16 protein-coding genes and 1 pseudogene are annotated in these 17,824 nt (G+C 40.8%); 14 read left to right on the top strand and 3 right to left on the bottom strand.

Translation table 11 applies throughout. The annotated features are described in order from the left end of the window. Positions 1–486: 486 nt before the first annotated feature. From AC6HZ4_RS16185 to AC6HZ4_RS16155, 7 genes are all read left to right on the top strand, one after another. Complete coding sequence (locus AC6HZ4_RS16185; protein WP_497490648.1) at positions 487–1,233, top strand: IclR family transcriptional regulator; 747 nt, start codon at positions 487–489, stop codon at positions 1,231–1,233. 29 nt (positions 1,234–1,262) lie between these two features. Next, complete coding sequence (locus AC6HZ4_RS16180) at positions 1,263–2,216, top strand: sugar kinase (RefSeq protein WP_497490647.1); 954 nt, start codon at positions 1,263–1,265, stop codon at positions 2,214–2,216. A 26-nt stretch (positions 2,217–2,242) separates the two neighbouring features. Then, positions 2,243–2,875: a bifunctional 4-hydroxy-2-oxoglutarate aldolase/2-dehydro-3-deoxy-phosphogluconate aldolase gene (locus tag AC6HZ4_RS16175; protein WP_497490645.1), complete on the top strand. Its 633-nt coding sequence runs from the start codon at positions 2,243–2,245 to the stop codon at positions 2,873–2,875. Between the two features lie 16 nt (positions 2,876–2,891). After that, positions 2,892–4,040: a galactonate dehydratase gene (dgoD, locus tag AC6HZ4_RS16170; protein ID WP_497490643.1), complete on the top strand. Its 1,149-nt coding sequence runs from the start codon at positions 2,892–2,894 to the stop codon at positions 4,038–4,040. Between the two features lie 859 nt (positions 4,041–4,899). Next, positions 4,900–5,868, top strand: a complete 969-nt coding sequence (gene glpX, locus AC6HZ4_RS16165) for a class II fructose-bisphosphatase (protein WP_497490642.1) — start codon at positions 4,900–4,902, stop codon at positions 5,866–5,868. A 69-nt stretch (positions 5,869–5,937) separates the two neighbouring features. After that, a complete protein-coding gene (locus AC6HZ4_RS16160; RefSeq protein ID WP_497490641.1) occupies positions 5,938–6,453 on the top strand; it encodes a hypothetical protein in 516 nt (171 codons plus the stop codon). A gap of 77 nt (positions 6,454–6,530) precedes the next feature. Beyond that, a complete protein-coding gene (locus AC6HZ4_RS16155) occupies positions 6,531–6,689 on the top strand; it encodes a hypothetical protein (protein WP_497490639.1) in 159 nt (52 codons plus the stop codon). Here the strand turns inward: AC6HZ4_RS16155 and AC6HZ4_RS16150 are convergent. Further along, positions 6,686–6,883, bottom strand: coding sequence for a hypothetical protein (locus AC6HZ4_RS16150; protein ID WP_497490638.1), 198 nt, complete (start codon positions 6,881–6,883; stop codon positions 6,686–6,688). The genes AC6HZ4_RS16155 and AC6HZ4_RS16150 overlap by 4 nt on opposite strands. 337 nt (positions 6,884–7,220) lie before the next feature. On the opposite strand from AC6HZ4_RS16150, the gene AC6HZ4_RS16145 reads away from it, so the two are divergent. The 7 genes from AC6HZ4_RS16145 (at position 7,221) to AC6HZ4_RS16115 (ending at position 15,348) form a co-directional block, all read left to right on the top strand. Then, on the top strand, positions 7,221–8,306 hold the full coding sequence (locus AC6HZ4_RS16145; RefSeq protein ID WP_497490637.1) for a GAF domain-containing sensor histidine kinase: 1,086 nt from the start codon (positions 7,221–7,223) through the stop codon (positions 8,304–8,306). Then, positions 8,303–8,878 (top strand): ANTAR domain-containing response regulator, encoded by a 576-nt coding sequence (locus AC6HZ4_RS16140; protein ID WP_497490636.1) that lies wholly within the window; start codon positions 8,303–8,305, stop codon positions 8,876–8,878. Before AC6HZ4_RS16145 ends, AC6HZ4_RS16140 begins: the two co-directional genes overlap by 4 nt. Positions 8,879–8,980: 102 nt before the next feature. Next, a complete protein-coding gene (locus tag AC6HZ4_RS16135; protein ID WP_497490635.1) occupies positions 8,981–10,429 on the top strand; it encodes an ethanolamine ammonia-lyase reactivating factor EutA in 1,449 nt (482 codons plus the stop codon). An 18-nt stretch (positions 10,430–10,447) separates the two neighbouring features. Further along, a complete protein-coding gene (locus tag AC6HZ4_RS16130) occupies positions 10,448–11,818 on the top strand; it encodes an ethanolamine ammonia-lyase subunit EutB (RefSeq protein ID WP_497490634.1) in 1,371 nt (456 codons plus the stop codon). A gap of 19 nt (positions 11,819–11,837) precedes the next feature. Then, positions 11,838–12,542, top strand: coding sequence for an ethanolamine ammonia-lyase subunit EutC (gene eutC / locus AC6HZ4_RS16125; protein WP_497490633.1), 705 nt, complete (start codon positions 11,838–11,840; stop codon positions 12,540–12,542). Between the two features lie 17 nt (positions 12,543–12,559). Further along, positions 12,560–13,954 carry an ethanolamine permease gene (gene eat, locus AC6HZ4_RS16120; protein WP_497490632.1) on the top strand — a complete coding sequence of 465 codons (1,395 nt, stop codon included), beginning with the start codon at positions 12,560–12,562 and terminating at the stop codon, positions 13,952–13,954. Between the two features lie 206 nt (positions 13,955–14,160). Next, positions 14,161–15,348: an MFS transporter gene (locus AC6HZ4_RS16115; protein WP_497490631.1), complete on the top strand. Its 1,188-nt coding sequence runs from the start codon at positions 14,161–14,163 to the stop codon at positions 15,346–15,348. Between the two features lie 212 nt (positions 15,349–15,560). Here AC6HZ4_RS16115 and argH read toward each other — a convergent pair whose 3' ends face one another. Both argH and AC6HZ4_RS16105 read right to left on the bottom strand, forming a co-directional pair. Further along, positions 15,561–17,069 (bottom strand): argininosuccinate lyase, encoded by a 1,509-nt coding sequence (argH, locus tag AC6HZ4_RS16110; RefSeq protein WP_497495738.1) that lies wholly within the window; start codon positions 17,067–17,069, stop codon positions 15,561–15,563. Positions 17,070–17,140: 71 nt separating this feature from the next. Beyond that, positions 17,141–17,345 (bottom strand): annotated as a pseudogene (locus AC6HZ4_RS16105) (ThuA domain-containing protein); the annotation flags it as partial. Between the last annotated feature and the right edge of the window lie 479 nt (positions 17,346–17,824).

Below are 17,824 nucleotides of genomic sequence, written 5' to 3'. Positions count from 1 at the left end.
CTAGATTTTATTGTGTAGAAAACGGTTCTGGCACAAAAAATAGATTAATGAGGTTCTATGTTTCTAAAAAATTATATGTGCACCGGAGCTGAAAAAAGAGAGTGAACATACAGGTTTATTTAAGCTGTTTAATGACGGCATAGAGAAGTGCTACAATTTGGTAGTCTATAAATTCCTCTAACGAATGTTGTACCTGTAAAGAAGATATGTATAACTAAAATAAATATGAGCATCTTAATATTAGTGTAAGATATCCATGTACCCTATATTCTATTTGGTGGTCACTGGTAAACAAAAAGGCTTCAGGAAAAATGAAGCCTTTTTGTCATACTCAAGGTGTTCTAAAGGTCATTATATTTTAGAGTATAAAAACGATTTCAATTTTCTGAAAAAAGATATTGTACATAGTAGTATGCTGTGCTAGTATAAAAACATAAAATCACATACTAGATACCGAATCACATATGTGATTTAAGAGGTGAGGATATGTCAGTAAAATCTGCAGAACGAGTATTGCGAATATTTGAATTATTAGCTTTATACAAAGAAGGTTTAACGATTAAAGAAATTAGTGACAAGCTTTCATTTCCACAGAGTAGCACCTCTAATCTTGTTGGCACCCTCTTGGGAGAAGGGTATTTAAATCAAGATACTCTTAAGCGTTACAAGCTAGGTTCCAAATTAATACAACTTGGAACACTTGCTATGGAGTCTTTAGATATTTCCTCTCAAGGAAAACCATATCTTAAACAATTAATGGAAGAAGTACAAGAAACGGTATTCATGGCTGTACTGGCTGAAGGAGAACTAGTCTATGTTGTGAAAATAGACAACAATCGTTCTATACGTACAACAGCACAACCAGGTTATAGAAAACCGCTATATTGTACCGGATTAGGAAAAGCCTTTTTAGCCTTTTTACCTGAAGATGAAAGAAAGAGTATTCTGGATCGTACTGAGCTTGTGCCTATTACACCAAAGACTATTATAAACAGAGAAGAATTAGAGGCGAATTTACAGGCTTTTGCTGAGATAGGGTATTCAATTGATGATGAAGAAAATGAAGAAGGTCTCTTTTGTTTAGCTGCTCCTGTTTTTGGTGCAGATCAAACGATTCAAGCAGCTATTAGTGTAGCAGGACCGAAGGAAAGAATGGTTAACCGGAGAGAGTTCATCATAGAAAAGCTCCTTCAAACAGCAAAGAAAATATCTGAGAGTATTGGATATGTATAAGGGTTGTTATAGAGAAATGGAGGCATAACATGGACGTAGTTAGTATAGGAGAAACAATGGTCTTATTTACTCCTCATACACAAGGGCAGATGAGATACGCTAGAAATTTCTCCTCAAGAATTGCTGGTGCCGAAACTAATACTTTAATTGGACTAGCAAAGCTGGGTCATCAAACAGGATGGATCAGCCGTGTAGGGAAGGATGAATTTGGCTCGTTTATCACGTCAACTGTTCGTGGTGAAGGAGTAGATATAAGTCAGGTTTCGATTGACGCTGAAGCACCGACAGGAGTCTTTTTTAAGGAGATAATGCATGAAAAAAATGTTCGAATTTATTATTATCGCAAATATTCAGCTGCCAGTTATCTAGCTCCTCCCCATATTAAAGAAGAATATATTGCTGACTCTAAGTACTTATATATAACAGGTATTACCCCAGCTTTAAGTGAAACTTGTCGTGATAGTATTTTTTATGCAATTGAACTAGCAAAGAAACATAATAAAAAAGTGGTGTTTGACCCTAATATGCGACGGAAGCTATGGAGCGATGAAGAAGCGAGAAATACGCTTTTGAAGATTGCAAAGCGGTCAGATATTGTGTTACCAGGCGTGAATGAGGGGACGTTTTTGTTTGGAACTGAACAGTGTGAAGAAATTGCAGAATTATTTCATCAGCTTGGAATTGAAAGCGTTATCGTTAAGCGTGGAGAAAAAGGAGCCTATTATTCAACACCTTTTGAAACAGGTTATGTAGAAGGTTTTGAAATTGAAAAAGTAGTAGACCCCGTTGGAGCAGGAGATGGTTTTGCAGCAGGGGTACTTTCAGGCTTATTAGATGGATTGACATTTGAGAAATCCGTACAGAGAGGTTGCGCAATTGGTGCAATGGTGGCAACTGTTAGCGGGGATATTGAAGGCTTGCCTAATCGGGAGATGTTGAATTCTTTTATTCAACCCTCTATAGAAGAGGATGTTTCACGTTAAAAGTGTAAAGGAGGAGCATAATTCGTATGAGTACACTGTCTCATATTCTAGATAACAAAATTATAGCTATTATTCGGAATGCTAACCCCCGTGATGTTTTACAAATTGCAACAGCACTACATAAAGGCGGGGTAAAAGTTTTAGAAATTACCATGAATTCCCCGAAGGCACTATCTGTTATTGAAGAGGTTTCAAGTGAACTTGGAAATCAGGTTATGGTAGGCGCTGGTACAGTGTTAGATGCTGAAACTGCCCGTGCTGCTCTCTTAGCTGGAGCTAAGTTCATTTTATCGCCTACGGTCGATATTGAAACGATTAAAGTGACCAAAAGATATGGGGCTGTAAGTATTCCGGGAGCATTTACACCAACGGAAATTCTATCAGCCTATGAAAATGGCGGAGATATTATTAAGGTTTTCCCGGCCACCTTGGGGCCTAGTTATATAAAAGATATTCGTGGTCCTCTTTCACAAATCCCGTTACTGCCGACAGGCGGTGTTCATTTGGACAATATTCAAGAGTTTTTGAAGGCGGGTGCTGTCGGATTTGGAATTGGAAGTGCTCTTGTGAATACGAAAAATGAAATAACAGAGCAATACCTGTTACAGCTAACAGAAAAGGCAAGGAAATTTGTTTCGGCTGTAACAGATAATCAATAAAAAGGGAGAGTTTATAATGAAAATTACAGGATATGAATTATTTCAAGTACCACCGCGTTGGTTATTTTTAAAAATCGAAACAGATGAAGGGATTGCTGGATGGGGAGAGCCGGTTATTGAAGGAAGAGCAGAAACGGTAGGAGCAGCGGTAAAAGAGTTAATGGAAAACTTAATAGGAAAAGATCCGTTGAGAATAGAGGATCATTGGAATTTGATGTATCGAGCAGGCTTTTATAGAGGCGGTCCTATTTTTATGAGTGCGATTGCTGGAATTGATCAAGCGCTTTGGGATATAAAAGGAAGATATTATAATGCTCCAATATACCAATTGTTAGGGGGAGCATGCAGAGATTCAATCCGAGTATATTCATGGATAGGTGGAGATCGTCCATCGGAAGTAGGAGCTGCTGCTCAAGCTACTGTTGCTGCTGGGTTCACTGCTGTGAAAATGAACGGGACTGAGGAATTACAAATAATTGATTCCTATGAAAAAATTGACCAAGCAGTAGAACGAATTGCAGCTGTGCGAGAAGCGGTTGGACCTTATGTTGGAATAGGAATTGATTTTCATGGACGTGTGCATAAGCCAATGGCGAAGGTTTTAGCAAAAGAACTTGAGCCATACCGGCCAATGTTCATTGAAGAGCCAGTGTTGCCAGAAAACAATGAGGCATTAAGAGAGATTGCTAGAGCAACAAACATACCTATTGCAACAGGAGAAAGAATGTTTTCAAGATGGGAATATAAGAATCTATTAGCGGATGGTTATGTAGATATTATTCAACCAGATTTATCTCACGCAGGTGGTATTACAGAATGTAAAAAAATTATCTCAATGGCGGAGGCTTATGATGTGGCCGCAGCACCTCATTGTCCGTTAGGTCCGATTGCGTTAGCAGCGTGTTTGCAAGTGGATGCGACTTGCCATAATGCCTTTATTCAAGAACAAAGTCTTGGTATTCATTATAATCAAGGAAGCGATCTATTAGACTACATTGTAGATAAACGTGTATTTGATTATGAAAACGGTTTCGTTAAAATCCCAAATGGTCCTGGTCTGGGAATTGAAGTGAATGAGGAACACGTAAGAAAGATGGCTGAGATAGGGCATAATTGGAGAAATCCAGTATGGAGACATAAGGACGGCAGCATTGCCGAGTGGTAATCAGGGCCATCTTTAGATAATGATCAAAGTGCATAAAATAAAAGGTTTGCTTACAAGAAAATGCGCTGGAATTATGGAGATATCCAGTCAGGCATGGAAAGTTAATTCAAATAGTATATAGATGGATTCCTTTTGATTTTGGGCAGATTTCACCTGTTTGGAGAACCTGCCCTTTTTTTATTGCAGGTATGATTTCTATGCCATTTAAAACAATTAGAAAACACGCAGTTATGGTCTTCTGTATTCGTAAAAGCGCATAACACCGTACTGAGACAGCATTCCAGCCATAAGCAACATCATTTACTGCCGTTCTCTAAATGTACTAGTCCTATGAATATATACCTTGCCTCCTATATGTTTATAAAAACTAAATCCAGAATTATTTTGTTCCATGATCTACATCAGCATAGGATAAATGCTTTTTTCTTTAAAATACTTAGTGATAGGTGACATGTCTGTTCAAAGCAGGATTGAGTTCATACATAAATGATTTGGAGTAGTGTCATAATTCACAGATGAAAAGGATATTGAGGTTCCATGTTTTTAAAAAATTATATTTGTACAAGTGCCATTTTTTGTTTCATTGAACGAATTTGAGTGTATTTGAGTGTTTTTAAAACTATTTTGGATGTTTTTGAAAGAATTTGATTGTTTTTTGTTGCTTTTTACGATAGAATTTCCTTAGATAGAAATGCAAACGCTTTTTATTAGTGGATTTACGGGGACATATGTGGAAGGTTTTTTAAAGGAAGAGGGCATTTTTACAAATTTTATTCACGTAAATAGTAATTCTAGAATCAACATTAAATTGAAAACGGAAACAAAATTTGTAATAAATTAGGAATGGGGATGTTAAACGATGGAAAGAAGTTTGTCAATGGAGCTTGTACGTGTTACTGAAGCAGCTGCATTAGCTGCGGCAAGATGGATGGGAAGAGGAAAAAAGGCAGAGGCTGATGAGGCAGCTACACAAAGCATGCGGGATGTATTTGATACAATTCCGATGAAGGGTACGGTTGTAATTGGGGAAGGTGAGATGGATGAGGCTCCTATGTTGTACATCGGAGAAAAGCTAGGGACAGGCTATGGTCCCCGGGTAGATGTAGCTGTCGATCCATTGGAAGGAACCAATATCGTAGCTGCAGGTACATGGAATGCCCTTACCGTTATAGCAGTAGCTGATCATGGCAATCTTTTGCATGCACCTGATATGTATATGGAAAAGATTGCAGTTGGGCCGGAGGCGGTAGGAATGATTGATATCAATGCACCTGTCATTGAAAATCTGCGGGCTGTTGCGAAGGCAAAAAATAAAGAGGTGGAGGATTTAGTTGTTGCGATTTTAAATCGAGAACGCCATGAACAAATGATTCAAGAGATTCGAGAATCTGGCGCAAGAATTAAATTGGTTGAAGATGGAGATGTAGCTGCAGCCATTAATACAGCGTTTGAGGACACAGGCGTCGATATTATGCTTGGTTCAGGAGGAGCTCCTGAAGGGGTATTGGCCGCTGTTGCGTTAAAATGCTTGGGTGGCGAGTTCCAAGGAAAGCTTCTGCCGCAAAATGAAGAAGAGTTGGATCGCTGCAAAAAAATGGGGATCGAGGATGTGAACCAAGTATTAAGGATGGAAGATCTCGTGAGAGGCGACGATGCCATTTTTGCTGCGACCGGTGTAACAGACGGAGAGCTTTTAAAAGGGGTTCAATATAACGGAAACATAGGAACGACACATTCGGTCGTAATGCGTGCGAAATCCGGGACAGTTCGTTTTATTGATGGAAAACATAGTTTGAAAAAGAAGCCAGACTTAGTAATCAAGCCATAAGTAGTTTCATCACTTTAACTTTCAGAATAGATAAAACATAATTGTAATGTGAAAGAGAGGAAAAGAAGTATGGATCTATTAGATGCAAAAGTCATTAATACTGCACAGGGGTTAGAAGTCTATTTAGATTTGGCAGAAAATATTGAAGTAAAAGAAATTCATATTCCAACTATAGGCAGTCCATTTTATGAAGTTCAGTTTGGGATTGAGTATTTTCTTTTAAGGAAAGGAAGGTATTATAGCAGTCAAAGAAATTATTTTCATATTTGTATGAACCATGATTTTAGCTTGATTACATTAAAAGAGACTGAGACGGAAAGTTTATTTGCAGTGAAAAGCGAAGACGAGAGAGCAGCAACAAAGAAGCTTTTGGGAGAATGGTTGATTCAAACCAATAGTTATAAAGAAGCTATAAGCGAATGTATACAAAAGGTGAAAAAGGAAGATGTTTGCACAGGAGAAGACATTCAACACAAAATAGAAACGATAAAACTCTTAGAAAAATTACTTGAATTAACAACTGAGGATATTGAACAGGCTTCTGTAGAAAAGCCAGCTCAATTACAGCTATTATCAGTGCTTTGATGTTCCTTAATTTCGAAAACTCTCTATTAATCTGTGGAAAAAGGGGAAATTATCCTTTAATTTGGAGGGGATTTTGCATGTGGGTAATCACTGTTTATTCAAATTCGCACGTTAAAATGTTTGAATTTGACTCGGAAAAAGAAGCAAGAGAAGCTTTCGGGAAAGTTCAAGGTTGTAAGATCCTTTCCGAAGTTGTTTACTTTAATGATGACTGTTTTGCTTTAGCTGCTATTTAGGTCTTTACTAGGATAACTAAAGCTGAGATCAACCCGCGTGCACTTTTGTAGGAATAGGCACGTGCCAGCATGCCAAAGCCGGTTTTTGAGACAATTACAGCTGCTCTTTTCGTACTTATATTAATGAACAATCGTCTAAGAGGTAAAGGGCAAATCGCCGGCAGGCTTACATAGAAGTTAATATATTTTCTCATTTTCAGGCTGCTAAGAAGTATATTTTAGCAGCCTTTTTGTATACGCATTTAAACATCAAGATGAAAATAATCACACTAGAGCGTTAGATATGTGTCCATTTAGAACGAGGACAAAGTGAGATTTGTTCACTAGAATGGAAAAACAATGTTAGAAAATATGACATTGTTTCAGAGCAAATTGGTTTTTATGATAGAATAGCTACAAGCATGATATGAGATATGTTGCTTCTGGTAACAGATTGAATATTAAATAATTTGGGGCAGAAGGAAATTTTTACATAAACTTCGAATTAATACATTATATTAGCTCAGATGCAAAGAGAGGACGATAATCATTGTGGCAGGTGTTTTACATCTAGATGAAGTAACAAGTCTATCCCGTGAACAATGCGCTATCATTCTGGATATGGCAAAGAGTCTTCAAGTAATTGCTGACATTTCTCAGGCAGATATGTTCATTGACTGCCTTTTGCCAGAAGGTAATGCCGCTATTATAGTGGCAGAAGCACACCCCAGCACGACACAATCTTTGTATAAGAACAGTGTGCTAGGACAAATTGCGTTTGAAGAAAATGAACCGGGGGTTCTATTCAGTTTAAAAACAGGAAAACCTGTTATCGGCTCTAGAGGACTGACGCAGGAACATATTATGATGCAGCAAGACATTGTTCCGATTATCGACTCGTCTGGAGTGACAATTGCTGTTTTAATTAAGGAGCAGGATATTTCCCAAACCATCCAAAATGAGAAGCGGGTCAAAACGCTTACGCAGACGAATAACAGCAAGGAAAAACAGCATGTTATTCAGTCTATGATTATTCAAGAGATTCATCATCGCGTGAAAAATAACTTGCAGGTTATTTCAAGTTTGCTTCGATTGCAAATGAGGAGGGCTTCTTCTGAAGAAGTAATTGAAGTGTTCCGGGATAGTGTGTCCCGAATTTCAAGCATGGCGATGGTTCACGATTATTTGGCTCAAAATGGGATTGAGGAAGTAGATGTTGCGTTTGTAATGGGGCAAATTGCAACCCTGCTTGTCTCTTCATCCAGTGTTCCTGAACAGCATATTGATGTTTCTGTCCACGGAGAACAGCTTTTTTTGCCGTCAAATAGAGCGACATCTGTTGTGTTAGTTGTGAACGAGCTCATCCAAAACAGCATCAAGCATGCTTTTCCTTCTCGTGATGAAGGAAAGATTGAAATATGTGTAAATTGCAGAAAGCAAATGGTAACTATTACAGTCAGTGATAATGGCTGCGGAATGGGAGCGGATGTTCCCTCCCATGCGGCATCTTCTTTAGGATTGCAGCTTGTTCATATGTTGGTAGAGGAAGAATTGCAGGGTGTTCTCTCATTCTTTCATTCTAATAAAGGTACGAAGGCTTCTATAACTTTTCCGATTGCAGGCAGGGTGATGGAATGAAACGTTCAAGAATTGTAATTGTAGATGATGAACCCATTACAAGAATGGATATTAGAGAAATGCTTGAGGAAAACGGCTATGAGGTGGCAGGTGAAGGAAAAAATGGCGAAGAGGCCGTTGAGAAGGCCTATGCCCTGCAGCCGGATTTAATCATTATGGATGTAAAGATGCCGGGGATGAACGGGGTTAAAGCTTCATCCATTATTAAAGGCATTTCGGATTGTGCTATTTTGCTGCTTACCGCATACAGCCATCATGAACTGATAGAAGATGCAAAGAAAGCTGGTATTAACGCATATTTGGTTAAACCGGTAAAAGAAAGAGAACTGCTACCCGCAATTGAAATCACGCTAAGCCAGCGTTTGCAGTTTCTCGCCTTGCAAAATAAGGTGGGCAAGCTGGAACAGAAGATGGCCGAGCGTAAAACAATTGAGAAAGCAAAAGGTATGCTCATGCAGCAGCTTAACTGTACAGAAGAGCAGGCACACCGTCATATGCAGCAGGAAAGCATGAAACGTCAAACGCCGCTTATTAAACTGGCGGAACAGCTGATACAACAAATAAGTTCATAGATAATGAAGCAACGACGCTTTGTGACTGCTCTACTGAATAAAGTAGGGGTGGTTCAAAGCGTTTTTTGTTTACCTGTTTGCAAGAAGCAATGAGGAGGGACAATGGTGAAGGATAATTGGATTACGAGTATTGGTCTTGATATTGGTACAAGCACGACAAAATTTATTGTAAGCCAGTTGCTTGTGCAGAAAACGGGAGATCGATTCAGTCTTCCAGGGTGCCAAATTACAGATCGTAGAATTGTGTACACGAGTCGTATCTACACAACACCTTTAAAAAATGATTATGAAATTGATATGGATGCATTGGCTGAGCTGCTGGCATATGAGTATGAACAATCGCAAACGAGCTTGCAGCATGTGAAAGCGGGTGCTGTCATTATAACAGGGGAGACGGCTCGCAAGGAAAATGCCCAAACGATTATTCATTATTTAGCAGAACGTGCAGGTGATTTCGTCGTTGCGACAGCAGGAGCGAGCTTAGAAGGCATATTAGCCGGAAAAGGGTCTGGAGCTATGTTGCGTTCCCAACATGCAAGCGGTGTGGTAGCTAATGTAGATATTGGCGGCGGAACGGCTAATGCTGCGCTGTTTCAACAAGGGAAAGCGGTTCAGACTGTTACGTTTCATATGGGAGGAAGGCTCATCCGATTAACGGAAAATGGCGAAATTTTATACATCTCAAAACAAATTCAGCCTTGGCTTCAAGCAAACGGATTTCATATACAGACGGGGGAGATGGTTACATACAAGCAGCTTGAGCAGCTGTGCTGCAGGATGAATGAAAGCATGCTGTCTTATCTTACGGGAGTATCGGCACATCATGCAGAATTGCTGCTGCTTGAGCCTCCTGTAGCGCCGCTTCTTCCCGTTGATGAAATCATGTTCTCGGGCGGTGTTGGTCAGATGATGCTGGAACGGCAGCCTCAATCTATGAAGGAAGTTACAGTGCACGGAGATATGGGACCTTTGCTTGCTTCTGCGTTGCGGACTGTTTCCCAGAAATATCCAGTTCATATCCAGGATGCAGCCGAGACAACGAGAGCAACTGTCATCGGGGCAGGGATGCAAAATACGGAAGTGAGCGGAGCGACTGTTTATATAAATAAATTGCTGCTGCCAATAAAAAATGTGCCCATTATAAACATTCCTGTCGAAGAAGACGGGCAATGGCGTACAAATTCATTTCATATGCGTTTACGCGATGCAATGCTGCAAACGAAACAATTATTTGATATGGAACAAGATCCGCCATGCGCCGTAGCGCTCTCATCTATCTCATATTGCACATATGCGATGCTGCAAAGCTTGGCCGACTTACTGTATTACGAATTCACAGCTCATTTTCCAGGGGCAGCTTGTATGGTCGTCATTTGCGAAAACGATATGGCGAAGGCGCTTGGGCAAGCGCTGGCAAAACGATGTGAAAAACATCCCGAGGTTATTTGCATTGACCAGGTAGACTTTACACACGGTGATTATATTGATTTAGGTCTACCTGTTGCTGGAGAGGCAATTTCTGTTTCAGTTAAGACGTTAGCATTTTTATAAATAAGGAGAGGTGCGGAGATGTATAAGAAAACAACGTTATTAGGACAGACGTATCAGTTTCACAGTTTAAAAGAGGTTATGGCAAAAGCAAATGAAGAACGGTCGGGTGATCAGCTTGCAGGCATTAGCGCCGAGAATATGAAAGAGCGTATGGCGGCAAAGACAGTACTAGCTGATATTACGTTAGGAGATATTCGCAACTACCCGCTCTTGCAAGCTGAGGATGATGAGGTTTCAAGAGTGATTGAAGAAAGTGTGAATGAGAGTGTATATAACACCGTTAAAAACTGGACAGTGGCGGATTTGCGCGAGTATATATTGTGCGATGAGCAGACGGGCAGCGACTTGCTGCAGCTCAGCAGCGGGTTAACGAGTGAGATGATTGCAGCCGTGGCTAAGATCATGTCAAATCTCGATCTAATTCAGGCAGCATCAAAGATTGAGGTTATCACGCGTTGTCAAACAACAATCGGTCAAAAAGGTGTGCTGGCGTCACGGGCGCAGCCGAATCATCCATCCGATCATTTGCAAGGAATGCGCGCATCGCTCTATGAAGCATTAAGTTATGGCGTTGGTGACGCGGTCATTGGCATTAATCCGGTTATTGATACAACGAACAACATTTATTCGCTGCTGTGTGAAACAAAAGAGATAATCGATCAATTTGTGATTCCGACACAGAACTGCGTGTTATCACATGTGACGAGTCAAATGCGGGCCATTGAAAAAGGGGCTCCTGCTGATTTGATTTTCCAAAGTTTAGCCGGTACACAGGCGGGGAATGAATCGTTTGGTATTTCTGTCCCGCTGCTGGAGGAAGCAACGGCACTTATTCACGAAAAAGGAACAGCTCTCGGTCCGAACAGATGGTATTTTGAAACAGGGCAAGGGTCTGAGCTGTCGTCTGAAGCGCATTTTGACATCGATCAAGTGACGCTGGAGGCGAGATGCTATGGATTGGCAAGACGGTATCGCCCGTTCATGGTTAATACGGTCGTTGGGTTTATCGGTCCAGAGTATTTATATGATAGTAAGCAAGTAATACGGGCCGGCTTAGAAGACCACTTTATGGGGAAAATGCACGGTCTGCCAATGGGAGTGGATGTATGCTATACGAATCATATGAATGCTGATCAAAATGACATGGATAATTTGAGTATGTTGTTGACAGCAGCTGGCGTGAACTTCGTGATTGGTGTTCCGATGGCGGATGATTGTATGTTGAATTATCAATCCTTAAGCTACCACGATATTGCTACATTGCGTGATGTACTGCGTGTAAGCCCTGCCCCGCAATTTAAGAGCTGGCTGGAAAAGCAGGGGCTTATGGAAAATGGGAAACTTACTAAAGCGGCGGGAGATCCGACCTTGTTTATGAGAAGAGCATAATGTGAAGGAGGAAGAGTATATGGAAAAGCAAGATATATTGGCAAGACTGAAGCAGTTTACGCCGGCCCGCATCGGTGTCGGGCGTACAGGAACAAGACCGTTAACGAAAGAGTACTTGTCGTTTCGGATTGACCATGCAGCAGCAGTTGACGCTGTATACGGAGAAGTATCAAATGAATTGCTGCAGCAATTCAACTTATTTACAGTTGAAACGCGTTTTGAAACGAAGGAGCGGTATTTAAAGCGCCCGGATCAAGGGAGACTCCTGTCTAAAGAAGCGGAGGCGGACATTCAAAGGAAGTGCATCGCAGCTCCTCAAGTGCAAGTTGTCGTATCGGATGGATTGAGCGCGAGCGCGATTCAAGAAAATATAATGGACGTGTATCCGGCATTGCTTGACTCGCTTGCTGCTTACGGTTTGCAGACGGGGACTCCGTTTTTTGTAAAGGGCGGGAGAGTCGGGTGCATGGATGCGATTGGTGAAATCCTACAGCCAGAAGCGTTTGTTCTCTTAATTGGAGAGCGGCCGGGGCTCGTTTGTGCCCATTCTTTAAGTGCCTACATGTGCTATAAACCGCGTAAAGGGACGAAAGAATCCGACCGCATGGTAATATCCAATATTCATAGGGGAGGAACACCTCCGATTGAGGCAGCTGCTCATATCGGCACTATGCTTCATGAAATGATCAAGCAAAAAACTAGCGGAGTAAATCTTGTAATTTAAGAGGAGGAATGAATGATATGAAGGAGACACATGAATTAAAGAAGCATTTAAAGCCGATTCATTTATGGGCTATTGCAGTCGGGATGGTTATTTCCGGCCAATATTTCGGATGGAACTACGGATTTGAGCAAGGAGGAATTATTGGTCTTGCGATTGCAGCTGTTATTGTAACAGCCTTTTATACAGCATTTATTTTCAGTTATTCAGAGTTGGCAACTTCTATTCCGAATGCCGGGGGGCCTTCTGCTTATGCAAGGCGGGCACTAGGGCCTTTTGCTGGATTTATGACAGGGGTGGCGTGTTTGCTGGAGTTTGTGTTCGCACCCCCGGCCATTGCTGTTTCAACAGGCGCGTACATCAACTTTTTAATTCCAAGCGTTTCTCCTGTGTATGCGACAGTCGGTGTGTTTATCTTTTTCATTTTAATTAACTTAATTGGCGTAAAGGAAGCGGCGATTATTGAACTTATCGCAACAATTGTCGCATTGATTGGTCTGGCTGTTTACTATGCTGCGGGCTTGCCCCATATGACAACAGACAACATTATTAATGAATATTCGTTCGTAAATGGCTGGACAGGCGTATTGGCGGCTATTCCATTTGGGATTTGGTTTTACTTGGCGATTGAAGGCGGCGCAATGGCGGCGGAGGAAGTGGAAAATCCGCGCAAAGATATCCCGAAAGGATTTATAAGCGGCATCTTAACACTTGCAGCTGCGACATTGCTTACACTGCTTGTAACGGCCGGTCTTGGCGGGGGAAAAGGGGAGCTGGCAGATTATCCGCTGCCGCAAGCTTTATCATCTGTGTACGGTGAAGGAAGCGTGATTCCGACTATTGTAGCTGTCATTGGTTTATTTGGATTGATCGCAAGCTTACACGGCATTATCATGGGATATTCACGCCAAACATATGCATTGGCGAGAGAAGGCTATTTTCCACGGGCTTTAGCTAAAGTAAATAAAAAAGGAGTGCCGGTTTGGAGCCTTCTAGTGCCGGGAGCTGTCGCTGTCATTTGTGCAGGCTCTGCTACATTTGCAAATGCGCTAATTATTTTGTCTGTCTTTGGAGCTGTTGTTATGTATTGCATTAGCATGGTCTCTCTCTTTATCTTGCGGAGAAAGGAACCGAATCTCGAAAGACCATTTAAAGTGACGTATCCAATTGTACCAGGCATTGCGCTTATACTTGGCTTAGTATGTTTGTACAGCATTGTAAGGTACAGTGTTTTTACAACGGCGCTTTCCATTTTTGGCATGACGGTACCGTTAACGTATGTAATTAGTTTTATTTTCATAAGCGCCATCTTATATTATGTATTGCACGGCGCAAAGCAAGTACAGTCCATTGCACAAAAGCCAGATTCCTCTGTCAAACTGTCAGAGTCAGGACAGTCCACTGTATCTAATTAAGAAACGTCCTTCTGGTATAGCCCAAAAGGAGAAGAGATTAATATAGAGTTATAGATAAAACCGTTGTCGTAACACGACAACGGTTTTATGATGGTGCCATATTGCAAAAAGAGCCATTAGTCTTTCAAGCTTTTAATCAATTGTTTTGCAGCAGAATCTGCTATAATGTTTTGGTGTAATCAATAAAACTAAAGGAGTTAATATCTGTGGCAAATTCACAATCTTTATGGACCAAAACGTTTATTATTATTATGCTGGCAAACGCATTTGCTTTTTTCGCGTTCGATATCCTGTTACCGACTCTCCCGTTGTTTTTATCAAAGCATGGAGGACTCGATGTATCACAAATCGGAGTCATTATAGGGAGCTTTACGTTTTCGGCCATTATTATCCGCCCGTTTACTGAATTTTTTACAGATAGATTTGGAAAAAAGAACGTGTTAATTGCTTCTATCCTTATCTGTTTAGTCTCTACCTTGAGCTATTATGTTGCTACAAGCTTTATACTAGCACTTTCCGTCCGCATTCTGCACGGTTTTGGTTTTGGTCTTGCTGTTACAATTCTTTCCACGTTGGCAGCTGAGATTATTCCGAAAGAGAGAAGAGGAGAAGGAATGGGGATGATCGGTAACGGAACCACTGTTGCTTTAGCGTTATCGCCATTCGCTGGTTTATGGTTATTTAACTCATTCCATCCGTTTATCTTATTTGTGACAGCAGGAGTAAGCTTGCTTATATTCCTGTCTTGTATTTTGTTTATTTCATTTCCTGAAAAAATTACGAGTGCCGTTCCAAAAGAAACCTCACTCTTGAATTCCTTGATTGAACCTTCCGCTATTTTCCCTTCCTTTTTAATGCTGTTGTTTGGTATTTGTATTGGCGGTGTTATTAGTTTTATGGCACTTTACGCAAAAGAGCTGAACATTGAGGGAGTGGCCTGGTTTTATTTTGTGAATACGGTCAGCGGGTTCTTAATTCGTTTCATTTCAGGAAAAGTATTCGATCAAAAGGGGCATGCTTGGGTGTTAATTCCAAGTGCTGTTTTAATCATTGGCGGGTTTATTCTATTGTACCAAGCTGCAGCTTTGAGTGATTTGCTAATTGCTGCTTGGCTGTACGGAATGGGTACAGGAGCATTATTCCCTTCCCTTCAGGCTTGGGCGCTGAATAATACAACACCTGAACGATTCACTAAAGTAACAGCTATGTTCTTCAATTCTTTTGATTTAGGAATTGGGGGAGGTTCTGTTGTTCTCGGTTTGGTTGCTGCAAAAACAGGCTATGGCTCAATTTATCTAATTTCAAGTTTTGTTATGATGTTTTTTCTTATTGTTTATAGTGCCGTTTTGCTAAAAAATAAGCAAAATTATATGCAGCTGCACAAAAGAACATAGATTAGCAGGAATTGCGGATTTTGTATTAAAGTGAGATAAGCACATTTTTTCTTATTTATGATTGAATAGCATATTAATTCCAGCAAAAAGAAGACAAATTTGTCTTCTTTTTGTTTGGAAGGGATATTTGTCAACAGTACCTATTTAGGATTGCTAGTTGAAGTAAGATTCCATATAGAAAGTAACTAAATGTGTTATGTGATCGATTTAACTTAACTATCGCACCATTCTGCCAAGACAGAATCTAAATGACGAAACGCCTCTGAGGATTTCTTTTTCGCTGCCTTTAGCCAAGCTTGATGATTGCTGTGCTGATGAATTCGGACAGCAATCAGTCTTCTCACTTCGTCCGGATTTGGACCGCCAGGAAGTGAACGAACGTTCACAAAATAATCGGGATCAAGTGATTGCTGCAATTTGATCTCATCCATTAGTAATTGTTTACCTATGATCTCATAAGCAGCTTTATTGACGAGAGCGAGCGTGATTTCATGCGCAGCGATACCCTGAGATATTGCGTCCTTTACGACCTTGCTTGCAATATGATGTGCCTTACGGAAGGAGAGAGTGTCTGTTCTCACTAGCGTATCCGCCAGTTCCGTGATAGTAGCAAAGCTAGCTTTAGCCCGTTCGCGCAGTATTTTTTTATTCACTTCAGCAGTCCCAATTACGCAGCCCAGAAGCCTGCACAATTTATCCAATAGATCTAGGCTTCTCCAAGCATACGGCTGCATATCATCCTCTGTATCAACAATATCACCAAAAGGCGTGTTGTGAATCATCGTCAATACCGTCTGGGTATTGCCTGCACAACTAGATAATAAAGAGCGCAAATGCTCTAGGGATACTGGATTGCGTTTTTGAGGCATGATGGAGCTCGTTTGCACGTAAGGATCTGAAACCCGCAGCACTGCGTACTCTTGAGTACTCCACAACAACAAATCCTGAACGAAACGCCCGAGGGTGATTGCGGTTATTTGAGTGACAGTCATGGCCTCGGCAATATAATCAGCTCCCGCAATGGCATCATAGGAGTTTTCAATCAATCCATCAAAGCCAAGTAACTCCACCATTCGCTTCCTATCGATATTGAACCCGGAAGTCGTAAGAGCAGCTGCTCCCATCGGACTTTGATTACAATGCTGGTATGCCATCATAAATCGCTGTACATCACGATTTAATGAATCGACAACAGCCATAATATAATGAGCCAACGTGGTAGGTTGAGCCTGCTGTGTGTGGGTATACCCAATCATTAGCGTATCCACATGTTCACTGGCAAATTGCAGTAACTGCTCTTTCAAAAATAATACTGAAGATAATGCGGTCTGCATTTTATTGCGCAGTGTCAATCGGAACATAGCAATACTCATATCGTTGCGGCTCCGGGCCATGTGCAGATTGCCAGCGATATCACCTGCTTTACCGAGCAGCTCATGTTCAACCTGAAAAAACAGATCCTCAACTTGGCCGGAGTAGCGGGAGGTACGAAGGGCTTGTAAATCCAGGCTTCTGATGGCTTCAGCAATTTGTTTTCCCTCATTAAAGGGAATTAGGTGCTGTTCAGTCAGCATAATGAGGTGAGCTTTATTAATCGCCATCATCGGTTCCAGTAAATGCTGTTTTGCTTCGTTGTATGCTGGTGCAAGAACAACCTCCATGTAGGTTCTTCCAGGGAATACATGGCCTTCATTCTGAAAGATTTGATCTTGCTGGTTCATACTGCTATTCCTTTCCTCCTCATTTAATGTTCCCATCATTTCTTCCCCCTTGGACTGTATATATTATACTTTTACCGTAATCTTTCTAATGGTTGCGCGTTTCCATGGACTGGATGATTGCGATGCACAGGCTGGACACATTTCACCGCATTCACAATTACACGTTGAATGTCTTTATTACAAATAAGTTGGATATTTCTCATGTCCCGGCCTGAAGTAAAACATTTTACTGTTTCCACGCGTATATGTGCAGCCGCTTCGGAACACTTCGCTACCTAACTATATTTCTTCTTCATTTATTTGTACTCAGTATATGAACCCTGAGTTGGTAAGGATATTCCTGATTTCTCCTTAATTTAAATAATGTGGTTATTTTCCTATACTAAAATGAATGTTTCTGCATTTGACATGTGGAGTGCTATTCACTAAAAGGTAAATATGTAACAGTACGTAATGAGTCTTTTCGCCTAGGAATGCTCTTTTTTGTAGTTGAATTATCTCGGGAAAATTAGAACCCACTATACCGAATGTGACGTTGGTATAGTGGGTTTCTTCTATATAACTATATAATTCTTCTTCATCTTCCAATGAATAGAATAAAGTTTTGGGTGCAGTGGCAATAGTATAGTTGGCTTTCATAATTAATGGCGCAATTAGGATTAAATGGAATTGGAATGTATACACTATTTTTATGTAAAAGGCGTCAGCGCTAACATCATGATTTCAGTACTGATGGAGATAAATAAGTATATTAT

The sequence above is a fragment of the Ectobacillus sp. OTK genome (assembly GCF_059698935.1).
Note: the sequence above shows the minus strand (reverse complement) of the source record. Positions and strands in the feature narration are given on the sequence as shown.

What these genes read in the sequence shown, in the direction of transcription:
- AC6HZ4_RS16185 (WP_497490648.1), top strand. Translation starts at nt 487, where the DNA reads ATGTCAGTAAAATCTGCAGAACGAGTATTGCGAATATTTGAATTATTA.
- AC6HZ4_RS16180 (WP_497490647.1), top strand. Translation starts at nt 1,263, where the DNA reads ATGGACGTAGTTAGTATAGGAGAAACAATGGTCTTATTTACTCCTCAT.
- AC6HZ4_RS16175 (WP_497490645.1), top strand. Translation starts at nt 2,243, where the DNA reads ATGAGTACACTGTCTCATATTCTAGATAACAAAATTATAGCTATTATT.
- dgoD (WP_497490643.1), top strand. Translation starts at nt 2,892, where the DNA reads ATGAAAATTACAGGATATGAATTATTTCAAGTACCACCGCGTTGGTTA.
- glpX (WP_497490642.1), top strand. Translation starts at nt 4,900, where the DNA reads ATGGAAAGAAGTTTGTCAATGGAGCTTGTACGTGTTACTGAAGCAGCT.
- AC6HZ4_RS16160 (WP_497490641.1), top strand. Translation starts at nt 5,938, where the DNA reads ATGGATCTATTAGATGCAAAAGTCATTAATACTGCACAGGGGTTAGAA.
- AC6HZ4_RS16155 (WP_497490639.1), top strand. Translation starts at nt 6,531, where the DNA reads ATGTGGGTAATCACTGTTTATTCAAATTCGCACGTTAAAATGTTTGAA.
- AC6HZ4_RS16150 (WP_497490638.1), bottom strand. Translation starts at nt 6,883, where the DNA reads ATGAGAAAATATATTAACTTCTATGTAAGCCTGCCGGCGATTTGCCCT.
- AC6HZ4_RS16140 (WP_497490636.1), top strand. Translation starts at nt 8,303, where the DNA reads ATGAAACGTTCAAGAATTGTAATTGTAGATGATGAACCCATTACAAGA.
- AC6HZ4_RS16135 (WP_497490635.1), top strand. Translation starts at nt 8,981, where the DNA reads ATGGTGAAGGATAATTGGATTACGAGTATTGGTCTTGATATTGGTACA.
- AC6HZ4_RS16130 (WP_497490634.1), top strand. Translation starts at nt 10,448, where the DNA reads ATGTATAAGAAAACAACGTTATTAGGACAGACGTATCAGTTTCACAGT.
- eutC (WP_497490633.1), top strand. Translation starts at nt 11,838, where the DNA reads ATGGAAAAGCAAGATATATTGGCAAGACTGAAGCAGTTTACGCCGGCC.
- eat (WP_497490632.1), top strand. Translation starts at nt 12,560, where the DNA reads ATGAAGGAGACACATGAATTAAAGAAGCATTTAAAGCCGATTCATTTA.
- argH (WP_497495738.1), bottom strand. Translation starts at nt 17,069, where the DNA reads ATGAACCAGCAAGATCAAATCTTTCAGAATGAAGGCCATGTATTCCCT.